Origin of the sequence: Rhabdochromatium marinum (genome assembly GCF_016583795.1) — a bacterium.
Taxonomy (GTDB): Bacteria; Pseudomonadota; Gammaproteobacteria; order Chromatiales; family Chromatiaceae; genus Rhabdochromatium; species Rhabdochromatium marinum.
In genome coordinates this window covers 65,777-87,799 of the sequence record NZ_NRRS01000011.1, presented here as the reverse complement: position 1 = coordinate 87,799, position 22,023 = coordinate 65,777, and the positions used below count along the sequence as shown (strand labels likewise).

The following is a 22,023-nucleotide window of genomic DNA, read 5'->3' as shown; positions in this document are numbered from 1 at the left end:
AATAAAACGCTTAATTTGGAGTTCACAAAAGTACGAAAAGACGTGTGGGAACATTTTGCAAAAAAGTTCTCCAACAACAGCACGGAAGCGCTGGAAACCAGCCAGTTACAAGTGGGTTTTAGCCAAGAAATCGATGTTGTTGAATTTGGTGAAATAATCACTGTCGGTTTTTTTGTTGAATCGCAGCCACTGGGAATCGCCGTACTGACCGTTGAGGAGGCGAATCCTGCAGTAAACAATCCAACGATCGCTCCGCCACGTCTGATTCGCAACCATCTGTTGCGTACCATCTGGCTCACCCGGCCCGATTTGCGCGCACAAGTCGACCAGGATCCAGAGTACTTCGCCTTCTGGTGCCTGATCAGCGGCCCGACGGAATACCGCAGCCTGGCTGAACACTCTGGCCCGTTCGACTCGCCCCTGCTGGAACTGATACCAGAACAGGTCGACAGCTTCCTGCCGCTGACCCGCCTGATGAAATTGATCTGGCAGCAACGCCCTGATCTGCAACAGGCCTTCGATCCCAGCACGACAGCCGGCGCTAATGCCCTGCTCGGCTGGTTCTTCACCTTTGGCTTGATCGAATACCCGCTTGCCGACACCATCGACGAAACCCAGATGCGCATACTCATGGCGCCTGATCCCGAGCAGGCCTCCGTCCCGCGCATCCTGAAGCTCCTTCACAAAGCTGATTCTAACTTGCGCGCTCGCTTTCCTGACCCTGCCGCACCAACCTTTCACCACTGGGCTAGCAGTTTCGAGGGGCAACAGGCCTATCCCGTACTGCGTCGCCTAACACAACTGACCATCTGGTCGGAGCAACGTCACGACCCAACGCCACCGGTCATCCATCGTGCACCCAAAAAACTGCCTTTCGGCGTGAATTTGATCGGCTCCGCCCATGGCCAGTTCGGCATTGGCGAAGACGTGCGCATGGCCGCGATCGCCTGCCAGGCCGCCGGTATCCCCTGTTGCATTTATAACATTGCACCCGGTGCCGAGGTCTGCCAAAACGACGATAGTGCACTGGCCTTGGTCAGCGACCAGTTGCCATACGCCATCAATCTCTTTTGCACCACTGGCATTGAGACTGCCCGCGTTGCCGCAATTGAAGGTTCGCGCCTGTTCGATGGACGCCGTAGCATCGGTTACTGGCCCTGGGAATTGCCCGAATGGCCATTAGATTGGCACCACGCCTATGAGTTGATCGACGAAGTTTGGGCCTCCAGCCGCTTCGCCTATCATGCCTACGCAGCCTCCTGCCCCAAACCCGTGCATCACCTGCCGATGGCCGTCGATGTCACACCCACTGCCCACCAGACCCGTCAGGACTTTGGCCTGCCGCCAGAGAGCTTTCTGTTCATCTTCGCATTCGATGCGCTCTCGAGTTTCGCGCGCAAAAACCCCCAGGCCTGTATCGCTGCCTTTCGCCGCGCCTTTCCGCGCGGCGACGAACCGGCTGGATTGGTGATCAAGGCCATGCGCGCCAAGGCGGAGCATCCGCTGTGGCAGCAATTGCTTGCCGAGGAGAAAGCCGATCCACGCATTCGTGTACTTCCTCAAACACTTGCCCGTCCGATCCTGCTCGACCTCTACCGCGCCTGCGACTGTTATCTCTCGCTGCATCGCAGCGAAGGCTTCGGTCGCGGTTTGGCCGAGGCCATGCTGCTCGGCAAGCCGGTCATCGCCACCGGCTACTCCGGCAATATGGACTTCACCTTACCGACAACTGCCGCACTGGTTGATCATCGCTTCGTTACCTTGGGCGTGGATGACTACCCCTTTGGCGCGGGCCAGCAATGGGCCGAGCCGGATGTGGATCATGCAGCTTGGTGGATGCAACGCCTCATGGCCGATCAAGCACCCCGGCAGGCATTGGCTAAAGCCGGACAGCGACTGATCCAAGAAACATTCAGTCCAGTCGCCGTCGGTGCCCGCTACCGCCTGATCTTAGCCAAACAGGTTGATTATCCCGAGGTCTCCAGTCTCTTGCAGGAAGTCACCGCGACTCAGGAGAGTAACACGGAAAGCTGCGGATTCGATCGCTGTGCAAAAGATTGTAAAAATCAGGCCCGCATGACAACGCTAAGCGCGGATCTCGATGCAGAACGTCATGCACGAGATGCGGAAAGAAGACAGCGGGAAGCGTGCGTCAAAGAAAAGGCCGAATGCACAAGGCGCATCGCCCAAATCGAAGCACGACATCAAGAACGCCAGAAAACGAACGAACTCCTGCTACTGGAACTGCGCCAGCTACAGCAAGAACTCGAACAATCTTTCCTCGAACACCAGGAAGCCGAACAACAACGCGAGGAGGCTGAAGCCCGCTGGCACCGGCTCCAGCTCCGCTATCCCAATCTTTACGATGTTGGCCATCTCGCTGTGACCCACGCGGGTGAACCAGAAAGGGCAGGGAAGAGTAAACCCACCGCGCTGAACTGGCAGATCCAAGACCTTCGTGCCGCCGGCCAGACCTTCCCACGAATTGATGTCTGGACCTGGCTAGAGGGTTCTCAACTCCACGTCACCTTCGCACCCAACGCCGCTGACCCAGCCCGCCATCACCCACTCGATGATTGCCACTGGCCGGCGGCCGATCCCAGCCTTTGCGACTGGCCACTGTGCGACTGGGAATGTCTGCGCCTGCTGCTGATTCTATTCGCCGACGTCCTGGACAATCCGAGTGCCTGTGCTTTACCTGAGTACATTGACCGCCACTGCTGGCGCACTGCGCTGCGCCAAACCCAACAAGCGCTAGCTCCTGCTGCCAGCGTGTTGCGCTTCAACCACGTCAGCCTCGAGCGCGAGCAGGTCAACCCGGACTATGAACACCTGTGGCTTGCCATGAAACCGGTGGCTTTCAACGAGCACCGCTGGCCACGCTGGGAGCTGCGCCTGTCCTGCGCCAACCTTGCCCCCGGGCACTTCGGCACCCATCCCAAGCTCGAATTTCCCGCCATGGAACATCACAATCCGCTGATCTCCTGGTTTGCCGAAACCCACAACGCCTTTGGTGCCAATCATGAACTGCGCTTTGAACCCAACGCTATGGACATCAACATCTGGCAAGAGTTTGCCGATGCCGATCAAGCGCTCATCACCGCTCTGATCGCGCGCCTACCCGCGATTCTCGATTTGCTGGAGCGCGACGGTACTCGCATCTCCCGCCCCTTAAGCGACTGGCGGCGGCTAGTCGCTGACATCCAGCGCATTCACGCGCCGCATGGGCGTCTCGGGTAAAACATGTCCATCACTTCCGAGATTGGCTAAATGCGCCTGGTCATCGATCTTCAAGGCGCTCAAAGCGCAAGTCGGCAGCGCGACATCGGCCAGAATGCGATAGCCCTTGCGCAGGAATTGGTTCGAACACGAGAACACCATGACGTCCTGATTGCACTTAACGCCAACTTTGCCGATACCATTGAGCCGATACGCGCCGCCTTTATTGACCTGTTGCCAGCGAATTCCATTCGCGTCTGGTCATGTCCACCGCTTGTCGCGGCGAGCGATCCGAAGTCTATCGAGCATCGTCAGACTGCCGAAATCCTGCGCGAATACTTTCTTGCTTCCCTGGAACCTGACTGGATACTGCTCAGCTCTTGGTGCGACGGCATCAATCATGATGCCGTCGTATCAATCGGTCGATCCGTAAAACTGCCAACGGCCGTCATCCTGCATGACGCAATTTCACAAATGCGTCACCGGCATGGTCTGACACAAATCGATCACCTGCGTCGCGCCGATCTTCTCCTGGTCTATACGGAGGCAGGTGCCAGAAATGCGCTTCGGCACTTGGGCGGCTCTCACGTTGATACAGTGACGATTGCCGCCGAGGGGCACTCCCGTTGGGAAGCCAGGGCGCATCACGTTTGGCACTTCCTGACGAAACGCTCAAATCCCGCATCACGCATCCAGTCCACCAACACGGGATGCTCCGCCGCACAGGCAATCCGGAGCGCAACTCAGGCACTCGTCCACACACCCAAGGATCTCTGGCCAGCCCTGGCCGTCTGCCTGGCGCGCAATCATCCCCCGCAACCGCGACAACCTCAGCTTCTCATCGATGTTTCCCAGCTTGTTCAGCATGATGAGCGAACAGGGATACAACGGGTTGCCCGTGCCATTTTGTCTGCTTGGCTTCAGCAACCGCCAGAGGGTTTTCAAGTCGAGCCAGTGTATGCCACAAAAAGAAAGCCAGGCTATCGTTATGCGCATCACTGGACCACTGCTTTTCTGGGTCACCCCAGTGATGGGAAAAAAGCTCCTTATGTCGAGGCATGGCCAGGGGATTACTTTGTTGGCTTGGATTGGTGCCCCGAACTGATGCTGTTACAACAGCCTGTCTGGTTGGAATGGCGACGTCGGGGCGTTCGGATCTGTTTCGTGCTGCATGATTTGCTGCCGGTCTCATTGCCGCACGCCTTTCCCGACGGTGCATCGACCCAACATGCGCGCTGGTTATCTGCAAGCAGCACAGCGGATCAAGTGATTACCGTTTCCAAATCGACTGCGGATGAATATGTTGCCTGGCTGAATACACACAAACCCGAGCGCGCGCTTCCTTTGCACATTGGTTGGTTTCATCACGGTGCCGATACGGAGAACAGTAAGCCAACCAAAGGTCTGACGCCCGAAACAGCTCTGGTGCTCGCGCAACTGACCACGCGGCCCAGTGTGCTGATGGTCGGTACCCTCGAACCGCGCAAGGGGCATGCTCAAGCTTTATCGGCCTGCGAGATCCTCTGGCGCCAAGGTCTTGACTTCAATCTGGTCGTTGTCGGCAAGCCAGGCTGGAAAGTCGACGGGCTGACCGAACGTCTGGATCGACATCCCGAGCGCAAGCGGCGGTTGTTATGGCTACCGGGGATTAGTGACGAGTACCTGGACAGAGTCTATGCAGTCGCCACCCTTTGCCTGATGGCCAGCGAAGGCGAGGGCTTTGGCCTGCCGCTCATCGAAGCGGCCCGTCACGGATTGCCGCTACTGGTAAGAGATCTGGGTGTTTTTCGCGAAGTCGCTGGCGACCATGCCACCTATTTCCCTGACGATCACAAGCCCGAAACCCTGGCCACCGCCATTGTCACCTGGTTCGAGGCATGGCGTTCCGGTACCCATCGTCCTTCCACCGGCCTGCCTTGGCTCACCTGGAAACAAAGTGCCGCCCAATTGCTCGATGTTATTCTGAATGGCACACATTGCCGATCTTGGCAAGGCAGCCATATGGGTATCTGGCCTTTCTGCAATCACAATCACAACGTACATGAAGATGCATGCGTGGATGAATCACTGATGACAGCACAAACTCTACTTCCAAAACCTACCCAAGAATCCAAATTAACCGCAATTGTCCATATTGGCACCGAGAAGACCGGAAGCTCCTCGATACAGAAATTTTTGCATAGCAATCGGATTGGACTGCGCGCGCAAGGCTATTATTTCATGAAGTCAACCGGACTCATTGATGATCGAAAGCTCAGCGCGTTCTGCCTTGACGAGCAAGTTTTCGACGATTACACCAGAAACCATTTAATCGACACCTTAGAAAAAAAGCAAGCGTTTGAAAAGCAATTCATGGATGCTTTTGCAAAGGAACTTGCATCCATCGATCAAGACATTCATACAGTAGTATTTTCTAGCGAACACTTTCACTCTAGAATCACGAACGCAGAGGGCAAGAAAAAATTACAAAATTTATTGTCTATTTTTTTTAACAAAATAACGATATACAGCTATATTCGCCCTCAGATTTTAATGGCGATTTCTCGATATTCAACAGAGTTAAAATCCGGTACAAATTTAACTCTTGATGAGCATTTGCTCCAATGCCTCCCAGACAACCCATATTACAATTACGATACCTATTTAAGTGGCTGGGCAGAGGTTTTTGGAAAAGATCATGTGATCGCTAAAATTTTCGATAAAAACGAACTGTTCCAAAATGATGTTGTGAAAGATTTCTGCCGCGAGATCGGGCTTGATATTGCTGAATTCGAGCATCCAAAGATGTTCAATCAATCCGTTCAGCCAATGGGTCAGCATTTACTGCGTATTATTAACAATAAGTTACCTGTTTTTATTGAAGGGGTCGGGCGTGATACTTTCCGAAGCTCGCTAGTAAGAATTATTAGCGAAATGTATACCGGAAAAGGTCAAATGCCTTCGAAAGAAACGGCAGAGACCATTCAGAATTTATTTCTGGCAACCAACGAAAAAGTTCGAACAAAATGGTTTCCAACACGAAAAACATTGTTTCATATTGATGACCAATCATTTAAAGATACAGAGGAGATTGATCATTCTGTGATGGTGTTTTTTGAAAAACTCGTGGATGGCTTAATCCATGAGTTTAAAAATAAACCAAACCGAATATCGATAAACAAAAAAACAACAAAGAAGCTGATATCAAGCAAGCGACCATTCTTTCTGCACATCGGGTTGCCAAAAACGGCCACATCAACTCTTCAGTTCGAGGTTTTTCCGCAGCATCCCGAGATTGCTTTCATGGGGTTTTTTACTAGACTTACCCAACAGATACGACAACCAATGGTTCAGGATTTTTTTCAGAACCTATTAAAAGAGCAGCAAGTCGAACCTGATCGAGCGCGAAAGATCTTTCACGAACAGATTCTGCCAATCGCTGGCGAAGAACTTATACCCCTCTGGTCAAGTGAGGGCTTAAGCTGTCTTGGCCTAAAGCAGACTCAACGATTCGTGCAGCGACTCGCGGATCTTCATCATCCTTTCCATATCATCATGGTCATTCGCTCACCGTTCTCAATGATCGAATCCACCTACTTCCAGGTTCTCGAACGGTTGAACTCAAAAAAACAAGCCATGCCCTCTCATTTAACTGATCGTTTCGATACCTTGCCCCGATTCCTATCCATTGAGGAGTGGCTTGAAATCGAATGGGATCGCCCCTCCCATGGAATGCTCGGAAGACTCGCTGTCTCGCAGACTGCCGAGGCCTACAGTCTGCTGGGTGCTGAGCAGATCACCATTCTCCCATTCGAAGCTCTGGCCCGCGAACCTGAGGTGTTTGCAACCCGGCTTGCCGAAGCCATGCAGATTGATTCCGACAGCATGCGCTCCATCATGGAATCCTCAACAAGGAGAAACGCGCGTATTTCAAGCCATTCATTCGAGCAACTTCAAAAGCTCGCCATCGCAAAGGATGAAAATTCTCAAGAGTATGCAGATTTAGAGCTTCTCTTCGATAAAAGCGGGAAAACAAATTCACCGGCGCGTGCTAGTTTATCGCCATTCTGGAAAAACCGCATATTTGATGAATTCGGTCAACAATTTCTGGATCTTCTTCGCAAACACGAATGGGATCCTGAATATTGGGGTTACCTGGCAGATGTGCCAGTGCGTGATCAAAATCAGACGACAAAGCAACCGCTAACCTCACCCCCCTCCCGGACTCAGAGGAAACAACGCCCAGAACCTCAGAGATATAAATACCAGGACGAGGATAAAGAAATTATCGATTACGATTACCAGTTGCTCCCCGGAAGCGATGCAATTCCTCACCCGAATGGCGAGGTGTACTACCGGGGACCTGCACCGTCCAATCTTGCCCAAGGCGGATATCTTGCCTGCATTGGTGGCGCACAGACGCTGGGACGATTCGTAGCGCAGCCCTATTCGGAGCAACTTGGCAAGACACTCGGTCTCGAAACGCTGAATTTGGGTCATGGCGGCGGCAAGCCACGATATTTCCTGGAATGCCCGGGGATTCTAGAACACATCAACAAGGCGGCTCTCGTGGTCGTGCAGATCCCGAGTGCTCGTGGGGTCGAAACCTCATTTTTTAAACCCATTTCCATCAAAAATGCGATTTTGCAGGACAAGCGCCCAGGATACTCAAAATCGCCACGATTTGCGGATAAAGTTTACAAGGAATTTTTGGAAAACGAAGCACCCGAAATCATTGACCAGTTGCAACGCGAAATCCGTGCAAACTGGATGGAGGAGATGACTGAGCTGCTAACAGCTATACAGGTTCCAAAGGTTCTTCTTTGGTTTTCGACACGCACTCCGGATACCGGTTCAGGGTTTTGCATTCAAACCTTGCGCTACGAAGCAACCCCAAATTTCAGGTATCCTCATTTTGTTAACCGCGACATGGTAGAGAAGCTTTGTCTCCTGGCCAACGGCTATGTTGAGTATGTCGGTCATCCAGGAATACCGCAGCCGCTGATCAGCCGCTTCGACGGACGCCCGGTACATGTGTTCTCGAAACGTAAAAACAATACAGATAAGAACGAATATTATCCCTCACCCGAAATGCATACCGAGGTAACAGTTCGTCTTGCGGAAACATGCCGTCTTTTGCTCAGGATTTAACCATTGTGTCAATACCACTTTAAAAGTTTGCTTGTTTAACGCTGAAAAATTGAGGTAAGCCGTAGTGAATTGTATTCTCCATATTGGAACAACAAAAACCGGAACAACAGCACTGCAGAATTTCTTTTATGCCAATCAATCGCAATTAAGCGATCAAAGCGTGTTTCTAAGCGACATACTTGGCAAGCCAAACAATCGATTATTTACGTTATATTTTCAACGATTTAAAAAAGATCGATGGGCGGCAACCAATAACATTACCAACCCGAAAGAGAAACAAGCGTTTTTCAAGGATTTTGAAGAGCGGCTGTCTGATGATATCAAGCAGGCATCAATCAAGCATGATACCTTTATTATCACCTCCGAAGGATTATCCCTTCGAATTAAAAATAGTGATGAAATCGCAGAGATAAAGAACTTTTTGATGCAGCGATTTGATCAAATCACTATCGTTGGTTATTTTCGCGAACAATCAGACAGAGCTATCTCAGGACACTCACAAAAAATGAAGGGGCGTGGTTTAAAGATATCTCTTGAAAAATTTCTCGATAAAGAAGCCACCATGCAAGACTACACTTACAACTACAAGGCGATTGCCGACGATTGGGCAGCAGCCTTTGGCAAGGAAAACTGCAAGTTTCGGATTTATGATAGAGAATATTTTCCCGAAAAGGACATCAGGCTTGATTTTTTAAACATCCTCGGCATTCCTATCGACAGATCGAAATTGGATTTTTCTATAACCCAAAAAAATCAACGTCTATCAAGGCTACAAACCGCCGCTTTCATAAAGATCAATACGCTAGTTCCTTATTCTCATGACCCCAAAAGCAAGACCGGATCGCTGAATAAAAAGTTAAAGAATGCAGTCTTGTCGTTACATTCCCTGAATTTTGGGACAAACATTACATCGAAACAAACTGAAGTATACCGTCGATTCATCGAATTAAACACGAATTTTTTCAAAGATTATTTTGACGGTGAAATCGGATTTAAAGAGCCAAAGAAAACAACAACTGAAGAGAAAGTGTTTTCGCTGACCGAAGTCGAAGGTCTGGTATCGGATATTTTTGAGGCTCTGCTGCCTCTGATGGCTGGTACTGGTGATCTGAAAAAGCCAGGCATGCGTCGTCAATCGAAAGATTAAAAAGCCGGGAAAGGTGATCAAGCCTGAAATGCCAAACATTGAGGAGCTACGCCAGCGTCATCGCACCCAGGTCGCTACGCTGGCTTTTCGTCATGTCTTCTGTCGCGCGCCGAACGCGCAGGAATTGGCTGATTGGCTGGATCGCTTTACGGACAACATGTCCGTACCGGAACTCCTGAGGAAGATGCGCGAATACAACGATGCTGTGGCAGCGTCGCGCCGCGCTCCGACCAGCCAGCCAACCCCGTCGGTCGCCGAGACGGACACTCGTGCGGAATTCGATAGCAGCGCCATCGACGACCTGCTGGTCTTGCCGAATGCAGACTTTGTTGAGGGTATTTATCAGCGGTTTTTGGGGCGCGCAGCAGACAAGAGTGGAAAAAAACACCACCTTGCACGTCTGCAACATGGCGTTAAGCGCGCTCATGTTGCCAAAGGCATCTATCAATCGGAAGAAGCCAAAGGCTATCGGACGATGCTAGTCAGCAGTAAGCAAATCGATCCTATACTGGAATCAGGCCAGATGTTGTCGCCGCAGGCAACCATGTTCCTCCGTCGTCTTGGCGACACCATCCGATGAAAGCAATCCCAGTCCTGCTCTTTTTATGTCTGTTGATCCAGAGACAGGATCCCCTCGCCGCCGCCGGCATGGGGCAGGACGACGCTCGTCATCTGCTGGCCCGAACTGGCTTTGGTCCCACCTGGTCGGAGATCCAGCACTTCGCCTCCCTGTCACGAAGCGAGGCGATAGAGCATCTGCTTGCCGATACCAGGGTACAGTCGAGCACAGCGCCTCCGGCTTGGGGCGCCGTCTATTTAACACCGCTGTCCAAGCAGAATTCGACCGAGAATGAGCGGCGCCAGCGCCACCTGATCCGTCGTGAGTGGCAAGCGGAACTGCGCCGCTGGTGGCTGAGCGAGATGCGTGTGACGCCTTCGCCGCTGACCGAGCGCATGACGCTTTTCTGGCACGGACATTTCACCTCCGCGTTCAACAAGGTGCGTTCTCCCGTGCTGATGTACCGCCAGAATGCCTTGCTGCGCGCGCATGCCCTGGGGCGCTTCGATGTCCTGCTGCACGAGATCGCCAAGGATCCGGCGATGCTGATCTATCTGGATGGCGCCCTGAGTCGTCAGGCACAGCCGAACGAAAATTTTGCTCGCGAGGTCATGGAGCTTTTCACCCTGAGCGAGGGAAAGTATCGCGAAGCAGATATCAAGGCTGCCGCCCGTGCTTTCACCGGCTGGAGTGTTGATCGCGCATTGGGCGCCTTTCGTGTTCGATTTGCCTGGCATGATCGGGGCGTTAAGACGCTGTTCGGTCGCACCGGTCGATTCGATGGCAATCAGGTGCTCGACCTGTTGCTGGCACGACCGGAAACCGCCCAGCACATCACCCGCAAGCTGTGGCGTGAATTCATATCACCGCAGCCGGACGCCACCGAGATCCAAAGAATTGCTGATCGTTTTCGACAGAATCACTATGCGATTCAACCACTGTTGAGCGATCTGCTGCATTCTGCGGCCTTCTGGGCGCCCGACAACCGGGGCACCCTGATTAAGTCCCCGGTCGAATTTCTCATTGGCCTCCAGCGCCAACTCGCCATCACGCCCATCAAGCCGGCGCGGGTCGCGCAACTTTCTGCTCAACTCGGCCAGAATCTTTTTTCCCCACCCACCGTTGCCGGGTGGCCCGGTGGCGAAAGCTGGCTTGACACTCGAACTCTGTTGCTGCGCAATCGTATCGTGCGTGAATGGTCGAGAGCGCAGCGGCCAAACCCGGAGGCGATCCAGCTCGCGCGCCAGGGTGGTGGCGGGATGAGCGAAGTCGAGCGCCCCCTGGATTTCGACATCCGCGCCTGGATCAAACAATTCGATGGTCAGATCGACAGCCAGGGCGATTGGCACTCGTCGGCCAGGCGTCTGCTGCTTCCTCTGTCGCCACTGCGCCAACCGTCGACCAGTCTCTCTCCGCTTCAGTTCGTACAGGGTCTGTTATTGGATCCAGTCCATCAATTGAAATAAGCGTGATATCAGCGCGAAGGATCTATCCATGAACCGCCGCACCTTTTTGCACACCAGTCTGGCGCTTAGTACCCTGATTGGTTTACCGCCTGTCTGGAATCATGCGGCGGCCTCGTCCCAAAATGCGCGCCTGCTGATCCTGATCGCGCTCGCCGGCGGCAACGACGGACTCAATACCCTGATTCCCTTCGCCGATCCGCATTATCGAACGTTGCGCCCGGATTTGGCCATCGCCACCGATCAGATCGTGAAACTCAGCGAACACGAAGGGCTGCATCCGCAACTGGCGCCCTTGCGGACAATCTGGGAGGCGCGCGAGTTGGCGATCATACGTGGACTTGGCTATCCCGATCCCAATCTGTCGCACTTTCGTTCGATGGACATCTGGGAGACCGCCTCGCGCAGTGATGAGGTCTTGACGACAGGCTGGCTGGATCGGGCTCTTGCCGCTAAGCCAGGGAACGACCGTGCGGGCATTGACGGCATCATCCTCGGCGAGGAAGAGTCCGGCACCCTGGCGGGCGGGCAGGCGCGAGTGATTACCCTGACCGATCTCGGGCAATTCCAGCGTCAAGCCCAGCGCTTGGGGGTGCCACCATCGACCCAGCCGATGCCACCTGCGCTGCGCCATGTCGTCGAAGTGGAAAATCGCATTCGCCATGCGGCCAACCAAATGCGACACCGACCGGCGCTGCAGACGCCCTTTCCCGATCACCGCTTCGGTCGCGCCATGCGCTCAGCCTGCGAAGTCATCGCCAATCGCCATAGCACCGGCCTGCGTGTCGTCCATCTGAGCCTGCGCGGATTCGACACCCATAGTCGCCAGGCGCCAACCCAGGCGCGCCTGTTCGAGCAGTTGGCGACGGGGCTGCTGAGCCTGCGAGCCGGTTTGCAGGAACTCCAGGTCTGGAACGACACCTTGATCCTGACCTACTCCGATTTCGGACGCCGCCCCCAGCAAAATGCCAATGGCGGCACCGATCATGGCACAGCGAGCGTCCAATTCGCCCTGGGTGGACGTGTCAAGGGTGGGTTGCATGGCAAGCCGGTGTCGCTGGCTCATCTGGACAGCAACGGCAATCCCGGTTTCACGGTCGATTTCCGCTGCCTTTATGCCACGGTTCTGGAACAATGGTGGGGAATGGACAGCCGCTCGGTACTTGGCGGGCGGTTTGGTTCTTTGAATCTCATCTAACTGGATAGCGATCAACTTCGACAGGCACCCATGCGTTATCGCGAACTCCTAACCGCTGCCCTGGCGGGCGAATCCCTGTCAACCGCCCCAGTCGCCGCCTGGCGGCATCATCCGATCCTGGATCAGGACGACGACTCGCTCGCCGAGACCACCCTGGCGTATCAAGCGCGTTTTGACTTCGATCTGGTCAAGATCACCCCGGCCTCGACTTGGCAATCCCGTGACCACGGGCTGATGGATCGCTGGGCTGGCGACAGCATCGGGCGGCGCGAAATCACCGCCACCGTCATCAAGACCCCGGAAGATTGGCTACGCTTGCAACATTTGCACCCCTGGGACGGTTTTAGTGGCCGGATCTTGCGCGCGGCACGGGCTGTACGCCGGGCGTTGGATCCTGAAATCCCGGTGCTTGCCACCGTCTTTAACCCCTTGTTCCAGGCCACGCAACTCGCCGGTCTGGACTGTCTGCGTCATCACGCCCAACAGCATCGGCACGCCTTGGAACAAGGCTTGGCCATTCTGCGTGCCAATACGCTGGCGGTGATCGAGCAACTGGTTGAGAGGGTGCTACCTTTCAATAATGTCCTTAGCAAGGCTGAGCACCGAACTGATCGATCTTGTCCCAGAATTGCGCCCAGCGTCCGGTCGACTGAACCAACGCACGTAAGGGATTGTCACAAAATAAGTGTTCCATTTTGTGCTGGTGAAATAGTGTAATTCCAGTCGCCATGGAAGTCGTGTCGCTTGATGTTGACGGCAGCCAACTCAGCGGCAGTGACTTTTTGGCCGAGAGGATAGGGAGTGGAATCTAATTCTGCATGAACGCGTAATCCTGTGTTCGTCGTCGTGGCTGCGATGAGATTGAAGATGACCTCATGACTGACAAGCGGTTTGCCTCGCCAGTTTTGGGTGATAAACGAGAACAAGCGATGCTCGATTTTGTTCCATTTGCTGGTTCCTGGTGGAAAATGGCAGACGGTTATTGGTAAGCCAATCTCGTCGGCCAAACGCTGGAGCTGGGTTTTCCACAGGCGCAATCGCGATCCATTGCTGCCACCGCCATCGGCTGTGATCAGAAGTTTGGTGGCTTGAGGATAGCCGTTACGTCCCATGCTCAGCCACCAGCTTCGGATGGTTGCCACGGCGAATTCAGCGGTGTCATGATCGGTGCCCACGGCGACCCAGCCGGTATTCTCGCCAATGTCATAGACCCCATAGGGGGCCACCCGCCCAAGTTCGGGGATCTTGAAATCATGCACGCGAACGTCTTCTGGCTGGCCTTGCGGACGCCACTCCTGGCCACCATTGCGGAAATCACCGATCAGTTCTTTCTTTTTGGTATCGACGGAAATGGCCGGTTCGCTAGCGGTCAGCGCCGCTTGCATCTGTGTGTTGATGTAGTGAAATTGGGCGTCGCGATCAGGGTGCGCCGCCCCTTCACGCGTCTTGCGGTTGGCCTGCAGGCTGTAGCCCATCTCATGGAGCAACTCGGCGACCATGCGATGGCTTGTTTGATGGCCCTTCGCTTTCAGTTCCGCCGTCAGTGTGCGCACGCTCTTGCAGGTCCAACGCAAGGGGGATTCCGGGTCTCCACAGGTGAGAGGATCAACCAACGCGTTCAGGTCCTTGCGCAAGGTGGCATCTTTGGTGGTGGCTTTCTTGCGACCTCCACCTGGCTTGCGGATACGCCGAGGTTCGCGTTCTGCGCCCGTGGGATCGCTGCGCTCGCGATTAAGCAGTTCTTGTTGTCCCACGCGGATCGCTCGACGGGATACACCCGTGGCTTCAGACACCAAAACGCTACCTCTACGCCCAATGGCTTCAGCCTCCGCAGCCGCGAATAACCGACGCAACCGTTCATCAAGAACCGGTTCAAGAAGCTCAAACCGCCGTTTTAGTGTGTCGCCATTGACCATGCCATAAGCATAGCAGCAGCCCTCAAAGTGAGACACTTATTTTGTGACAGGCCCTTAGGGTTCGATGGCGATTCCAGCCCTTTCGGACGGGGCCTCAATTCGACTCCCATAGACACACGGACCGCTCGCGAGACAGATCTCCTTAGGATTTGCGACATGAACGTTCTCTGCACAACCTCGCCATTTACCGTACCCACGTCGGATCACCGAGCTTCGCTATCTGTGGCTAGCTCGGCCTTCGATGACGTTTCTGTTCGTAGGCTCGCAGCTCGGCCCTTGCCCTTCGCTAAGTAGTTCTCACCTGATCAGAGATCAGGCGGTGATCCTCCTACAGGGGACTTTCACCCCATCAGTTCATGCCCATGCCGGGCGTACCACAAAGCAATGCACGCGACGAGCGCGTGATTGCGGTGTTATGCATCAGATGCGGAGTTAATGTGAATCCGAAAAGAGTTTGTAGTGGATCTGACTTCGAAGAGAAGATTGGATATTCCAGAGTAGTAGATGATGGTAGGTACGTATTCGTTTCTGGCACGACAGGTTACGATTACAAATCCATGCACATCGCTGCAAGCGCTATCGAACAAGCAGAACAGTGCTTCAAAAACATCCGTGTCGCTCTTGAAGAATGCGGAAGCAGTTTAGAACGAGTCGTAAGAGTGCGCTACATTTTCCCAAGGCGAGAAGATTTTGAACCGTGTTGGCCGGTATTTAGGAAATACCTTGGCGCAGCGAAGCCTGCGGCAACCTTAATAATTGCTGGCTTGCTGGATGAAAAAATGAAGTTAGAAATAGAAGTCACTGCTTTGAGTTCCATTAATGCATAACTGTCTAGTCCCGCCGTGCTGATGGCCGCGAGCAGCTTGGCGCGAAAGACCTTGGCCAGCGCCGCATGGTTGAACAGATACCGGCGCTTGCCGCCCTTGGTGCGCTGGCACGGATCAGCTGATCGTAGAGCACCTGTTGATGGGTCCAGACCAAGGCGCGCAGCGCCTCGGGGGCGGTGAAGGTGACGAGGAAATAGGCGGCTGGCACCTGTTTGGCCAGGTCTGGCAGGTCTTCAGCCTGTAGTGCGTTGCGCTGGCTGGGCAGCTCGTCTCACCCCGATCGAGCGGCGTCGATGCTGCAGCGAGCGGCACCCTTGAGCCGAAGGTGCTTGAGGGGCGCCTCATTACAGCCGAGCTGTCAACCGCCATCTCGGGTGCCAACCACCTGCACGATACTGGGCATTCCCTTGCGTAACGCCGGAACCCTGGCCATGCGTACCAGTAACGACCAAGGAAATCCACGCAGCCGACGGTAGGGCTGGCATTGCACGGTCGCGACCCGGGTGCTCCAAGCACGCAGCAAGGAATCGATCTCGTCGGGGTTGACGCCCCAGGGCATGGGTGGTACACGATAGAGCTTGGTTTTCCAGAGTCCGGCCATCGACTTGCGCGAGAACCAACGCGGGATGACGTCGAACATCAGTTCGACGCCCGGAAATCGTTCCAGAATCGTGGTCAAAAGCCGACGAACCTCGGCTTCCTCGAAGTACATCAGGAGGCCCTGAGCCGTGACGAAGACCGCCTCAGGCGTCTCGACCTCGTCGATCCAGGACAGGTCGCGCGCATCCTTACCGATGAAGCGACAACGGTCAGTCGGTTTTAAAAAACAATCGCGTACTGCGATAGCTTCGGGAACGTCAACGCACAACCATTGCACCTGACCGTCATCGATTCGTTGGAATTGGGTCTCCAGTCCGCAGCCAAGTTCGACAACCGTACCCCCAGGATGCGCATCCATCCACGAAGAAACGACTTCATCGAACATGGCCGAGCGAGTGGCATGTGAACCATCCGGGCGGCCAAAGTGGCGCTGATAGTCGTAGTCGATCAGCTGGTAGATCCGCGCGGCCTCGTCGTCGCGGATGAAGCCATCGGGACGCAAGGCTTCGCTTGCGCGGTTGTGCAGCGTCCAGAGCATGGTTTCTGGAACGCCCGTCAATTCGGTCATTGCCTCACTCCCGTTCGCTGAACAGTGGTTCGATCCGGCTGGAGCGATCAGCCGGAATTAAATGTAGTTACCAATTATTCGCATTAATTGACCAAAAAGCTTCCTCGAAATGGGAAAACAATTGTTCGAATCGGGAGAAAAGCGCGCCGGCGGCGAACCGGACGATGCGAGGCGCTATCAGCGACCGCGAACGAGTGTCGATGGCAGACAGCCGAAATGTGTTTTGAACGTGGAGGCAAACCAACCAAAATTGGAGAAACCAACAGCCAGTGCGGCTTCTTGGACGCCATAGCCCTCGCGTTCAAGCAATTCGCGGGCGTGTTCCATGCGGCGGAGGCGCACATACGTGCCAATTGTTTGCCCAAACTGCTGTCGAAATCCGGTTTTCAGATAGCATTCATTGAGACCCACTCGGCGAGCCAGGTCGGCGATGGTTGGCGGAGCCGTACGTTCACTGTCCAAAATGGCGCGTGCATCATCCAGTGCGATGCGCAGACGTCGTTCGCGGCTCTCCGCTCGGGTCAAGCGGATCTCGCCTTCGGCGCCTAACAAGCGGGCGAGCCAATCGAGTGCCAGGGATTCACATTGAAGACGTCCGCAAAGCGTCGAACTATCCAGGGTAAGAAAGCGCAAAGCGAGTGCACGCAAATCTCGATTTGTGCTGTGGAAGGGTTTCAAGGTTGGCCCTGGCTGGGCTAAAATTTTACGCGTGTACTGGCTCAATGCTCGCGGCGCTTCCGCGCGCCAATGTTCGAGCAACGACTCGCTGACATCAATCGAGATGCCACGCATGGCATGCCGGGCTGATTGTGTGTAATGTATGGGGTCTATGTGTCCCGATCGCACCCAGATCTGATCCGCTTGGATGCGTTCGCGGAAACGCAAATCTGGAATGTCCAGATTGAATTCACCCTCGACGAGCAGACCAGCACCGAAAAAGGTGTCCCAATGGCGAAAAGTTGCTTGGTGTTCGTGTTCGAGCCGGTAATCGCAACGCCCGACCAACAGGCCGTTGGCGAAAAGAATATGCTCCATGTATCCACCGCCAACCACTCTGATGCGTTCGTGACGTTGTCCCGGAGTCAAAAGACCTGGGGGGTCTTCGGCTTGAAACGCAGCCTCTTGCAAAAAGACCGTCCGACACTCATCCAGCATCGCTCCAAACTGGTGCTTGCTCAATTGCCAGAACCCCTGTTGTCCTGTGGCGAACGCTCATAACCTGGCCAGGCGTCGAGATACAACCAGGGCGCTTGTTGCTGATAGCGCCAAGGTTCCACCGCCTGGTTACTCATGCGCCAACCACCGTTGTGCCAATGCCAGCGCGTGCCAAACACCGACTCAGGCAGACCAGTGACGTGCAGATCAGAGGCGTTCGGCGTGCCCAGGATGAGCGTCCCGGTCGGTTCGCCGACCCAGGTTGCGAGGGTAACGGCTAGCTTCTGGCTGTTGCGGATTTCGGCAAACAGGGCGGTGAATGAAGCGGGCGTTTGGCGCGCGGTCCAGTCCAAGGCGGCCAGTGGTGCATAGTCGCCAGCCCAATCGTCTGTGCGGGCGCTCAGGAGTGCACCCACTGGAACCGCGCTGGCGGCGAGCGCCTGGGTGACCGTATCGGCTTCACGCTCCATGACTGCGGCGAACGCATCAATGCCATCGCTATCGGCGACGCACAATAGACCGAGCGCGCCGGGAATGCTGTGACTGAACCATAGCGACCCCGAACCCTGGTGCAAATCGGTAGCATCGCGCACTTGCCGTCGCGCGAGTGCGCTGGCGATCGTGGCGCGGCGCAGCCAGCGACCAACACCGGTATCGGTCACATCCCAGTGCGGGTCTTCGGCCAACAGCAAGCGATCACCGGCGAGCGTTGATTCTTCAAGTCCGCGCGGCCACTGGAATACCTCGCTAACCGCCGGAGCCGCACCAAGGCGGCGCGCAATACAGGCACGCATCGCGACCAAGTCTGCGGCGATTTGAGCCGCCGTTATGGTGCGAGTTGCGTCATGGATGAAGACAGTCTCGCCATGAACAGAACGCTGTGCGTCCAGTTGCCAGGCAGCGGCGAAATCGAACGGCCCTTCGATCAAACCGCCAGACCCACGCTCCTCTCCGGCATCGACGAGTTCGACGCGCCAGTGCCAGCGTCCTGCCGGCGCGGCGGCGTCGATGGATACTGCCGCGCGATCCTCGGGGAGTGCGATTCTGGGCCGAAGCCCCTGTTCGGCGCGGTCGGCGGGGACACGCAAGACTCGCTTCGGGTCCAGGCCAAGCTGTGGCAGAACCTCGCTGGCATGCAGCCAGTAACTGTCATGGAGCAACCAAGCCGGACGTGCCTCGGCGTTCCAGCCCGATTGAACTTGGCTCCAGGCCAACTCGACTGTGCAGCCATTGGTGGGGCAAGCGCCAAGTTGCAATGCGAGGTGATCATCTTCGACGATGGCTGGTGTGGGTTGACCCTGCACTCGAGCCGAGTGCAGCGAGAAGCCGTTGGGCAGTTCAGCATGCAGAAGACCGCCATCAGCTTGCACACCCGTGATCGTCCAATGGCCCTCAAGCGAGCGGGCGCCTAGATCAAGGCGCAGCACCAGGTTGCCGCCTGTCACTGAGAAGGGGGCTGGCGCCGCCAGCCAGTGCTGCTCCCAGCGTGCGTCCTTGGCCAGCGACACAGCAAGTGGTTCCAAGCTGCCCTTGACCCGATAGCCTTGGTGGAGTACCACGCTCAAGAGCAGCAGCACCAGCATCGCGCCCCCGGCGACCACGCCCGCTGTTCCCCGGATCCGTTGACGAAACAGCGGCCAAGTCATCGACCAGCCGGTCTCAGTGCCACGCGGAGTGACAGCCGCGGCCAGAGCCAGCAGCAATATGACCAGTGCCCCCTTAAACGCGCCACTGAGAACAACCTGCTCCAGCCAGGGACTGAAGCCGGTCAGACCAGACAATGTGATGTGTACCGGTATCCCGATCTGCAACGGTGGATAGCTGATTAGGTTAGTCTCGTAATTGACGACCATGACAAAGGCGGCGAGCACCGAGGCCGCATAGGCCGGTCCAGGCGCGCGGATCAACGCATGGAGCAGGACGGTGACGGCTGCGAGTTCCAACAGGGCTGGCGCCAGCACCAGCAGCTGATAACCGAGCGGGATTGTCAGATTTAGGCTCGCGGGAGCGATCAGCGCCGTCGTCAACAGAGCACCGATACCTGGCAACAGCGCCAGGATTAAGGTCAGCGCGAACACCGCGACGAGCCGTCCGAGCAGCCGCACGAAGGCGGGTGCCGGTGTGGCGTCGAACATCTCGCCAAGGCCAATTTGGTGATCACGCCGCGCCGTGATACCAACCAGACCGGCGACGGCAAAGGTGATGATCAGAAAGAACATCTCGGTCAGCATGGGGGCGACCCGCTCTGGACGCGGCACCAAGGGGCCCTCGGCATGCTGGACAACATGGTAGAAGGCTCCGACCATGGCGAGCACAGTCAGGAAGGCCAGTGCGGCCCAGAGACGAGGCCGCAGCAGCACTTGGCGCAGTTGCCAGAGTGCTTCATCGCGCAACGCGCTCCACCAGGACGGCGCGGTTACTGGCTCCGCCACCCAGCGTGCAGCCGTTCGGCTTGGTCGTGCAGTCCGCGAACCTGGATCACGCGCCGCTGGCTCGACGACCAGTGCCTCACGGGTCGTGCGTCTGAAGGTCAGCCAGAGCAGCGCGAGCGGCACCAGACACCACAGCAGTCGGCTGAGAATCAAACGCGGCGTCGGCGCCAACAGGGCGGTAGACTTCTCCTGCGGGGTCCAATGTTCGACCTGATGCTCGGCTTCGGCAAAGCCGGAAGGATCGACCAGGGTCGCGAGCCAGGGGCTGACCTCGGCGCCCTTGAGCACGATCATCCCAACCATCCAAAAGGTCATCAGACCGGCCGCCACCGTGAAGGGACCGACCAGACCGCGCGTGCGGATTGCCGCGATGGTGTAAAGCGCCCCGGCACCCACGGCTAAGGGCAATGTGAAGACCAGCCAGGCCCATAACAGGGGACCCCAGGGGGTTGGTCCCATCGAGCCTGGCGGCACCGCGCCGAGCCATTCGAGTACCGGAGCGACGAGAAAACCGACGATCTGCGAGCTGCCAAGCAACAGGGCGACGCCCAGGGCGCCAAGAAAGCGCGCTGTCAACCAACCCGACAAGGAGATTGGTGCCGCAAACACCACCTCACTGAGCCGCGCCGAATGGTCGCGTACAATCGGTTGCGCAAAGACCCAAGCCCAGGCGAAGAACAGAAAAAAAGCGTCACCCGAAGTCATCAGGTAGACCAAACTTGGCGCGTTACGTGGAATATCCACGGCCCCCATGTCGCGCAAGTAGTCGGAGCTGGTCAACACCATCAGCAAATAGCCGACCAGGACAACATAAATCAGCCCCACCACCCCGCTGCGCAAACCTGCACGCAGCTCGTCGAGAGCCTCATGACGCAACGCGCTCATGCCGCAGCCTCTGAGACACCGGCCTCGGCGAGTGCGACATGATAGACATCCTCAAGCCGCGGGCGATGGGCGACAAAATCTCCGCTCGGTGCCTCAGGAGCCTGCGCGACCGCGAGTGTGCCATTTGGCACAGCCGCAAGATGCACCGTGGAAGCACTTGCGGCCTCCGACAGCGCCTCGCCACGCGGCACGACCTGCGCCCAGAGCTGCCCCTCAAGCCGAGCGGTCAACTCACGTGGCGTACCCTCGACGACAATTCGCCCAGCGGCAAGAATCGCCAACCGCGCACAGAGGTTCTCGACATCCTCGACGATGTGGGTTGAGAGCAACACAACAGCCTCGGATGCAACCTCGGACAGCACCCGGTGAAACCGGTTGCGCTCAGCCGGATCGAGTCCGGCGGTAGGTTCATCAACAATCAGTAGCCTTGGCGCGCCAATCAGCGCCATGGCGATGCCGAAACGGCGCAACATGCCACCCGAATAAGTCGCGACCGGGCGCCTTGCCGCCTCGGTCAGATTTACCCGCTCAAGCAAGGCCGCGATCTCGGCGCGGCGCGTGCGCGCATCGGTCCGCCCCTTGAGCCAAGAGAAGCGGGTTAGTAAGTCATAACCAGAGACACCCGGATAGGCACCGATCTGCTGTGGCAAATAGCCAAGTCGGCGGCGCAGGTGGTCCGGCTCCGCACGCACATCCAGGCCGTCGAGGCGAATCTCACCGCAATCGGGTGCTTGCAGCGTCGCCAGAGTGCGCATCAAGGTGCTCTTACCGGCGCCATTCGGACCCAGCAGACCGTAGAGGCCCGGCGGAACATCCAGATCGACATCGCTCAGCGCGCGGATGCCATTGGCATAGGTCTTGGTCAGGCCACGGATGAAAAGGCCGGCAGAATCGGTCATCGGGTGGTTCTCTTGGAGTCTCTTG

At 56.1% G+C, this 22,023-nt stretch carries 13 protein-coding genes and 1 pseudogene; 8 read left to right on the top strand and 6 right to left on the bottom strand.

Going from position 1 to position 22,023, the window contains the following annotated elements:
- The first annotated feature begins 42 nt into the window (after positions 1 to 42).
- The 7 genes from CKO36_RS20240 to CKO36_RS05285 all read left to right on the top strand — a co-directional run bounded on the left by CKO36_RS20240 (position 43) and on the right by CKO36_RS05285 (position 13,433).
- The gene (locus CKO36_RS20240) at positions 43 to 3,240 is read left to right on the top strand and encodes a glycosyltransferase (protein ID WP_200281547.1); all 3,198 of its coding nucleotides are present in this window, start codon (positions 43 to 45) and stop codon (positions 3,238 to 3,240) included.
- A 30-nt stretch (positions 3,241 to 3,270) separates the two neighbouring features.
- A complete protein-coding gene (locus CKO36_RS05310; protein ID WP_200281544.1) occupies positions 3,271 to 8,349 on the top strand; it encodes a DUF6473 family protein in 5,079 nt (1,692 codons plus the stop codon).
- 64 nt (positions 8,350 to 8,413) lie between these two features.
- A complete protein-coding gene (locus CKO36_RS05305; protein WP_200281541.1) occupies positions 8,414 to 9,496 on the top strand; it encodes a hypothetical protein in 1,083 nt (360 codons plus the stop codon).
- Between the two features lie 28 nt (positions 9,497 to 9,524).
- On the top strand, positions 9,525 to 10,076 hold the full coding sequence (locus tag CKO36_RS05300) for a DUF4214 domain-containing protein (protein ID WP_200281538.1): 552 nt from the start codon (positions 9,525 to 9,527) through the stop codon (positions 10,074 to 10,076).
- Positions 10,073 to 11,521, top strand: a complete 1,449-nt coding sequence (locus CKO36_RS05295; protein WP_200281535.1) for a DUF1800 domain-containing protein — start codon at positions 10,073 to 10,075, stop codon at positions 11,519 to 11,521. Before CKO36_RS05300 ends, CKO36_RS05295 begins: the two co-directional genes overlap by 4 nt.
- A gap of 28 nt (positions 11,522 to 11,549) precedes the next feature.
- Positions 11,550 to 12,716 carry a DUF1501 domain-containing protein gene (locus tag CKO36_RS05290; RefSeq protein WP_200281532.1) on the top strand — a complete coding sequence of 389 codons (1,167 nt, stop codon included), beginning with the start codon at positions 11,550 to 11,552 and terminating at the stop codon, positions 12,714 to 12,716.
- Positions 12,717 to 12,746: 30 nt separating this feature from the next.
- A complete protein-coding gene (locus tag CKO36_RS05285) occupies positions 12,747 to 13,433 on the top strand; it encodes a hypothetical protein (RefSeq protein ID WP_200281529.1) in 687 nt (228 codons plus the stop codon).
- On the opposite strand, the gene CKO36_RS05280 is transcribed toward CKO36_RS05285, so the two are convergent.
- A complete protein-coding gene (locus CKO36_RS05280; RefSeq protein WP_200281527.1) occupies positions 13,391 to 14,632 on the bottom strand; it encodes an ISAzo13 family transposase in 1,242 nt (413 codons plus the stop codon). The genes CKO36_RS05285 and CKO36_RS05280 overlap by 43 nt on opposite strands.
- A gap of 362 nt (positions 14,633 to 14,994) precedes the next feature.
- Between CKO36_RS05280 and CKO36_RS05275 the strand changes: the two genes are divergently transcribed.
- Positions 14,995 to 15,459, top strand: a complete 465-nt coding sequence (locus CKO36_RS05275; RefSeq protein ID WP_200281524.1) for a RidA family protein — start codon at positions 14,995 to 14,997, stop codon at positions 15,457 to 15,459.
- A 5-nt stretch (positions 15,460 to 15,464) separates the two neighbouring features.
- Here CKO36_RS05275 and CKO36_RS19570 read toward each other — a convergent pair.
- From CKO36_RS19570 to CKO36_RS05255, 5 genes and pseudogenes are all read right to left on the bottom strand, one after another.
- Positions 15,465 to 15,679, bottom strand: a pseudogene (locus tag CKO36_RS19570) (IS91 family transposase); the annotation flags it as partial.
- Positions 15,680 to 15,817: 138 nt separating this feature from the next.
- Positions 15,818 to 16,627, bottom strand: coding sequence for a class I SAM-dependent methyltransferase (locus tag CKO36_RS05270; RefSeq protein WP_200281522.1), 810 nt, complete (start codon positions 16,625 to 16,627; stop codon positions 15,818 to 15,820).
- Between the two features lie 177 nt (positions 16,628 to 16,804).
- On the bottom strand, positions 16,805 to 17,806 hold the full coding sequence (locus CKO36_RS05265) for a helix-turn-helix transcriptional regulator (protein WP_242469401.1): 1,002 nt from the start codon (positions 17,804 to 17,806) through the stop codon (positions 16,805 to 16,807).
- Positions 17,803 to 21,099, bottom strand: a complete 3,297-nt coding sequence (locus tag CKO36_RS05260) for an ABC transporter permease (RefSeq protein WP_200281520.1) — start codon at positions 21,097 to 21,099, stop codon at positions 17,803 to 17,805. The genes CKO36_RS05265 and CKO36_RS05260 overlap by 4 nt, the downstream gene beginning before the upstream one ends.
- The gene (locus tag CKO36_RS05255) at positions 21,096 to 21,998 is read right to left on the bottom strand and encodes an ABC transporter ATP-binding protein (protein WP_200281518.1); all 903 of its coding nucleotides are present in this window, start codon (positions 21,996 to 21,998) and stop codon (positions 21,096 to 21,098) included. The genes CKO36_RS05260 and CKO36_RS05255 overlap by 4 nt, the downstream gene beginning before the upstream one ends.
- Between the last annotated feature and the right edge of the window lie 25 nt (positions 21,999 to 22,023).

What these genes read in the sequence shown, in the direction of transcription:
- CKO36_RS05310 (WP_200281544.1), top strand. Translation starts at nt 3,271, where the DNA reads ATGCGCCTGGTCATCGATCTTCAAGGCGCTCAAAGCGCAAGTCGGCAG.
- CKO36_RS05300 (WP_200281538.1), top strand. Translation starts at nt 9,525, where the DNA reads ATGCCAAACATTGAGGAGCTACGCCAGCGTCATCGCACCCAGGTCGCT.
- CKO36_RS05295 (WP_200281535.1), top strand. Translation starts at nt 10,073, where the DNA reads ATGAAAGCAATCCCAGTCCTGCTCTTTTTATGTCTGTTGATCCAGAGA.
- CKO36_RS05290 (WP_200281532.1), top strand. Translation starts at nt 11,550, where the DNA reads ATGAACCGCCGCACCTTTTTGCACACCAGTCTGGCGCTTAGTACCCTG.
- CKO36_RS05285 (WP_200281529.1), top strand. Translation starts at nt 12,747, where the DNA reads ATGCGTTATCGCGAACTCCTAACCGCTGCCCTGGCGGGCGAATCCCTG.
- CKO36_RS05280 (WP_200281527.1), bottom strand. Translation starts at nt 14,632, where the DNA reads ATGGTCAATGGCGACACACTAAAACGGCGGTTTGAGCTTCTTGAACCG.
- CKO36_RS05275 (WP_200281524.1), top strand. Translation starts at nt 14,995, where the DNA reads ATGCCGGGCGTACCACAAAGCAATGCACGCGACGAGCGCGTGATTGCG.
- CKO36_RS05270 (WP_200281522.1), bottom strand. Translation starts at nt 16,627, where the DNA reads ATGACCGAATTGACGGGCGTTCCAGAAACCATGCTCTGGACGCTGCAC.
- CKO36_RS05260 (WP_200281520.1), bottom strand. Translation starts at nt 21,099, where the DNA reads ATGAGCGCGTTGCGTCATGAGGCTCTCGACGAGCTGCGTGCAGGTTTG.
- CKO36_RS05255 (WP_200281518.1), bottom strand. Translation starts at nt 21,998, where the DNA reads ATGACCGATTCTGCCGGCCTTTTCATCCGTGGCCTGACCAAGACCTAT.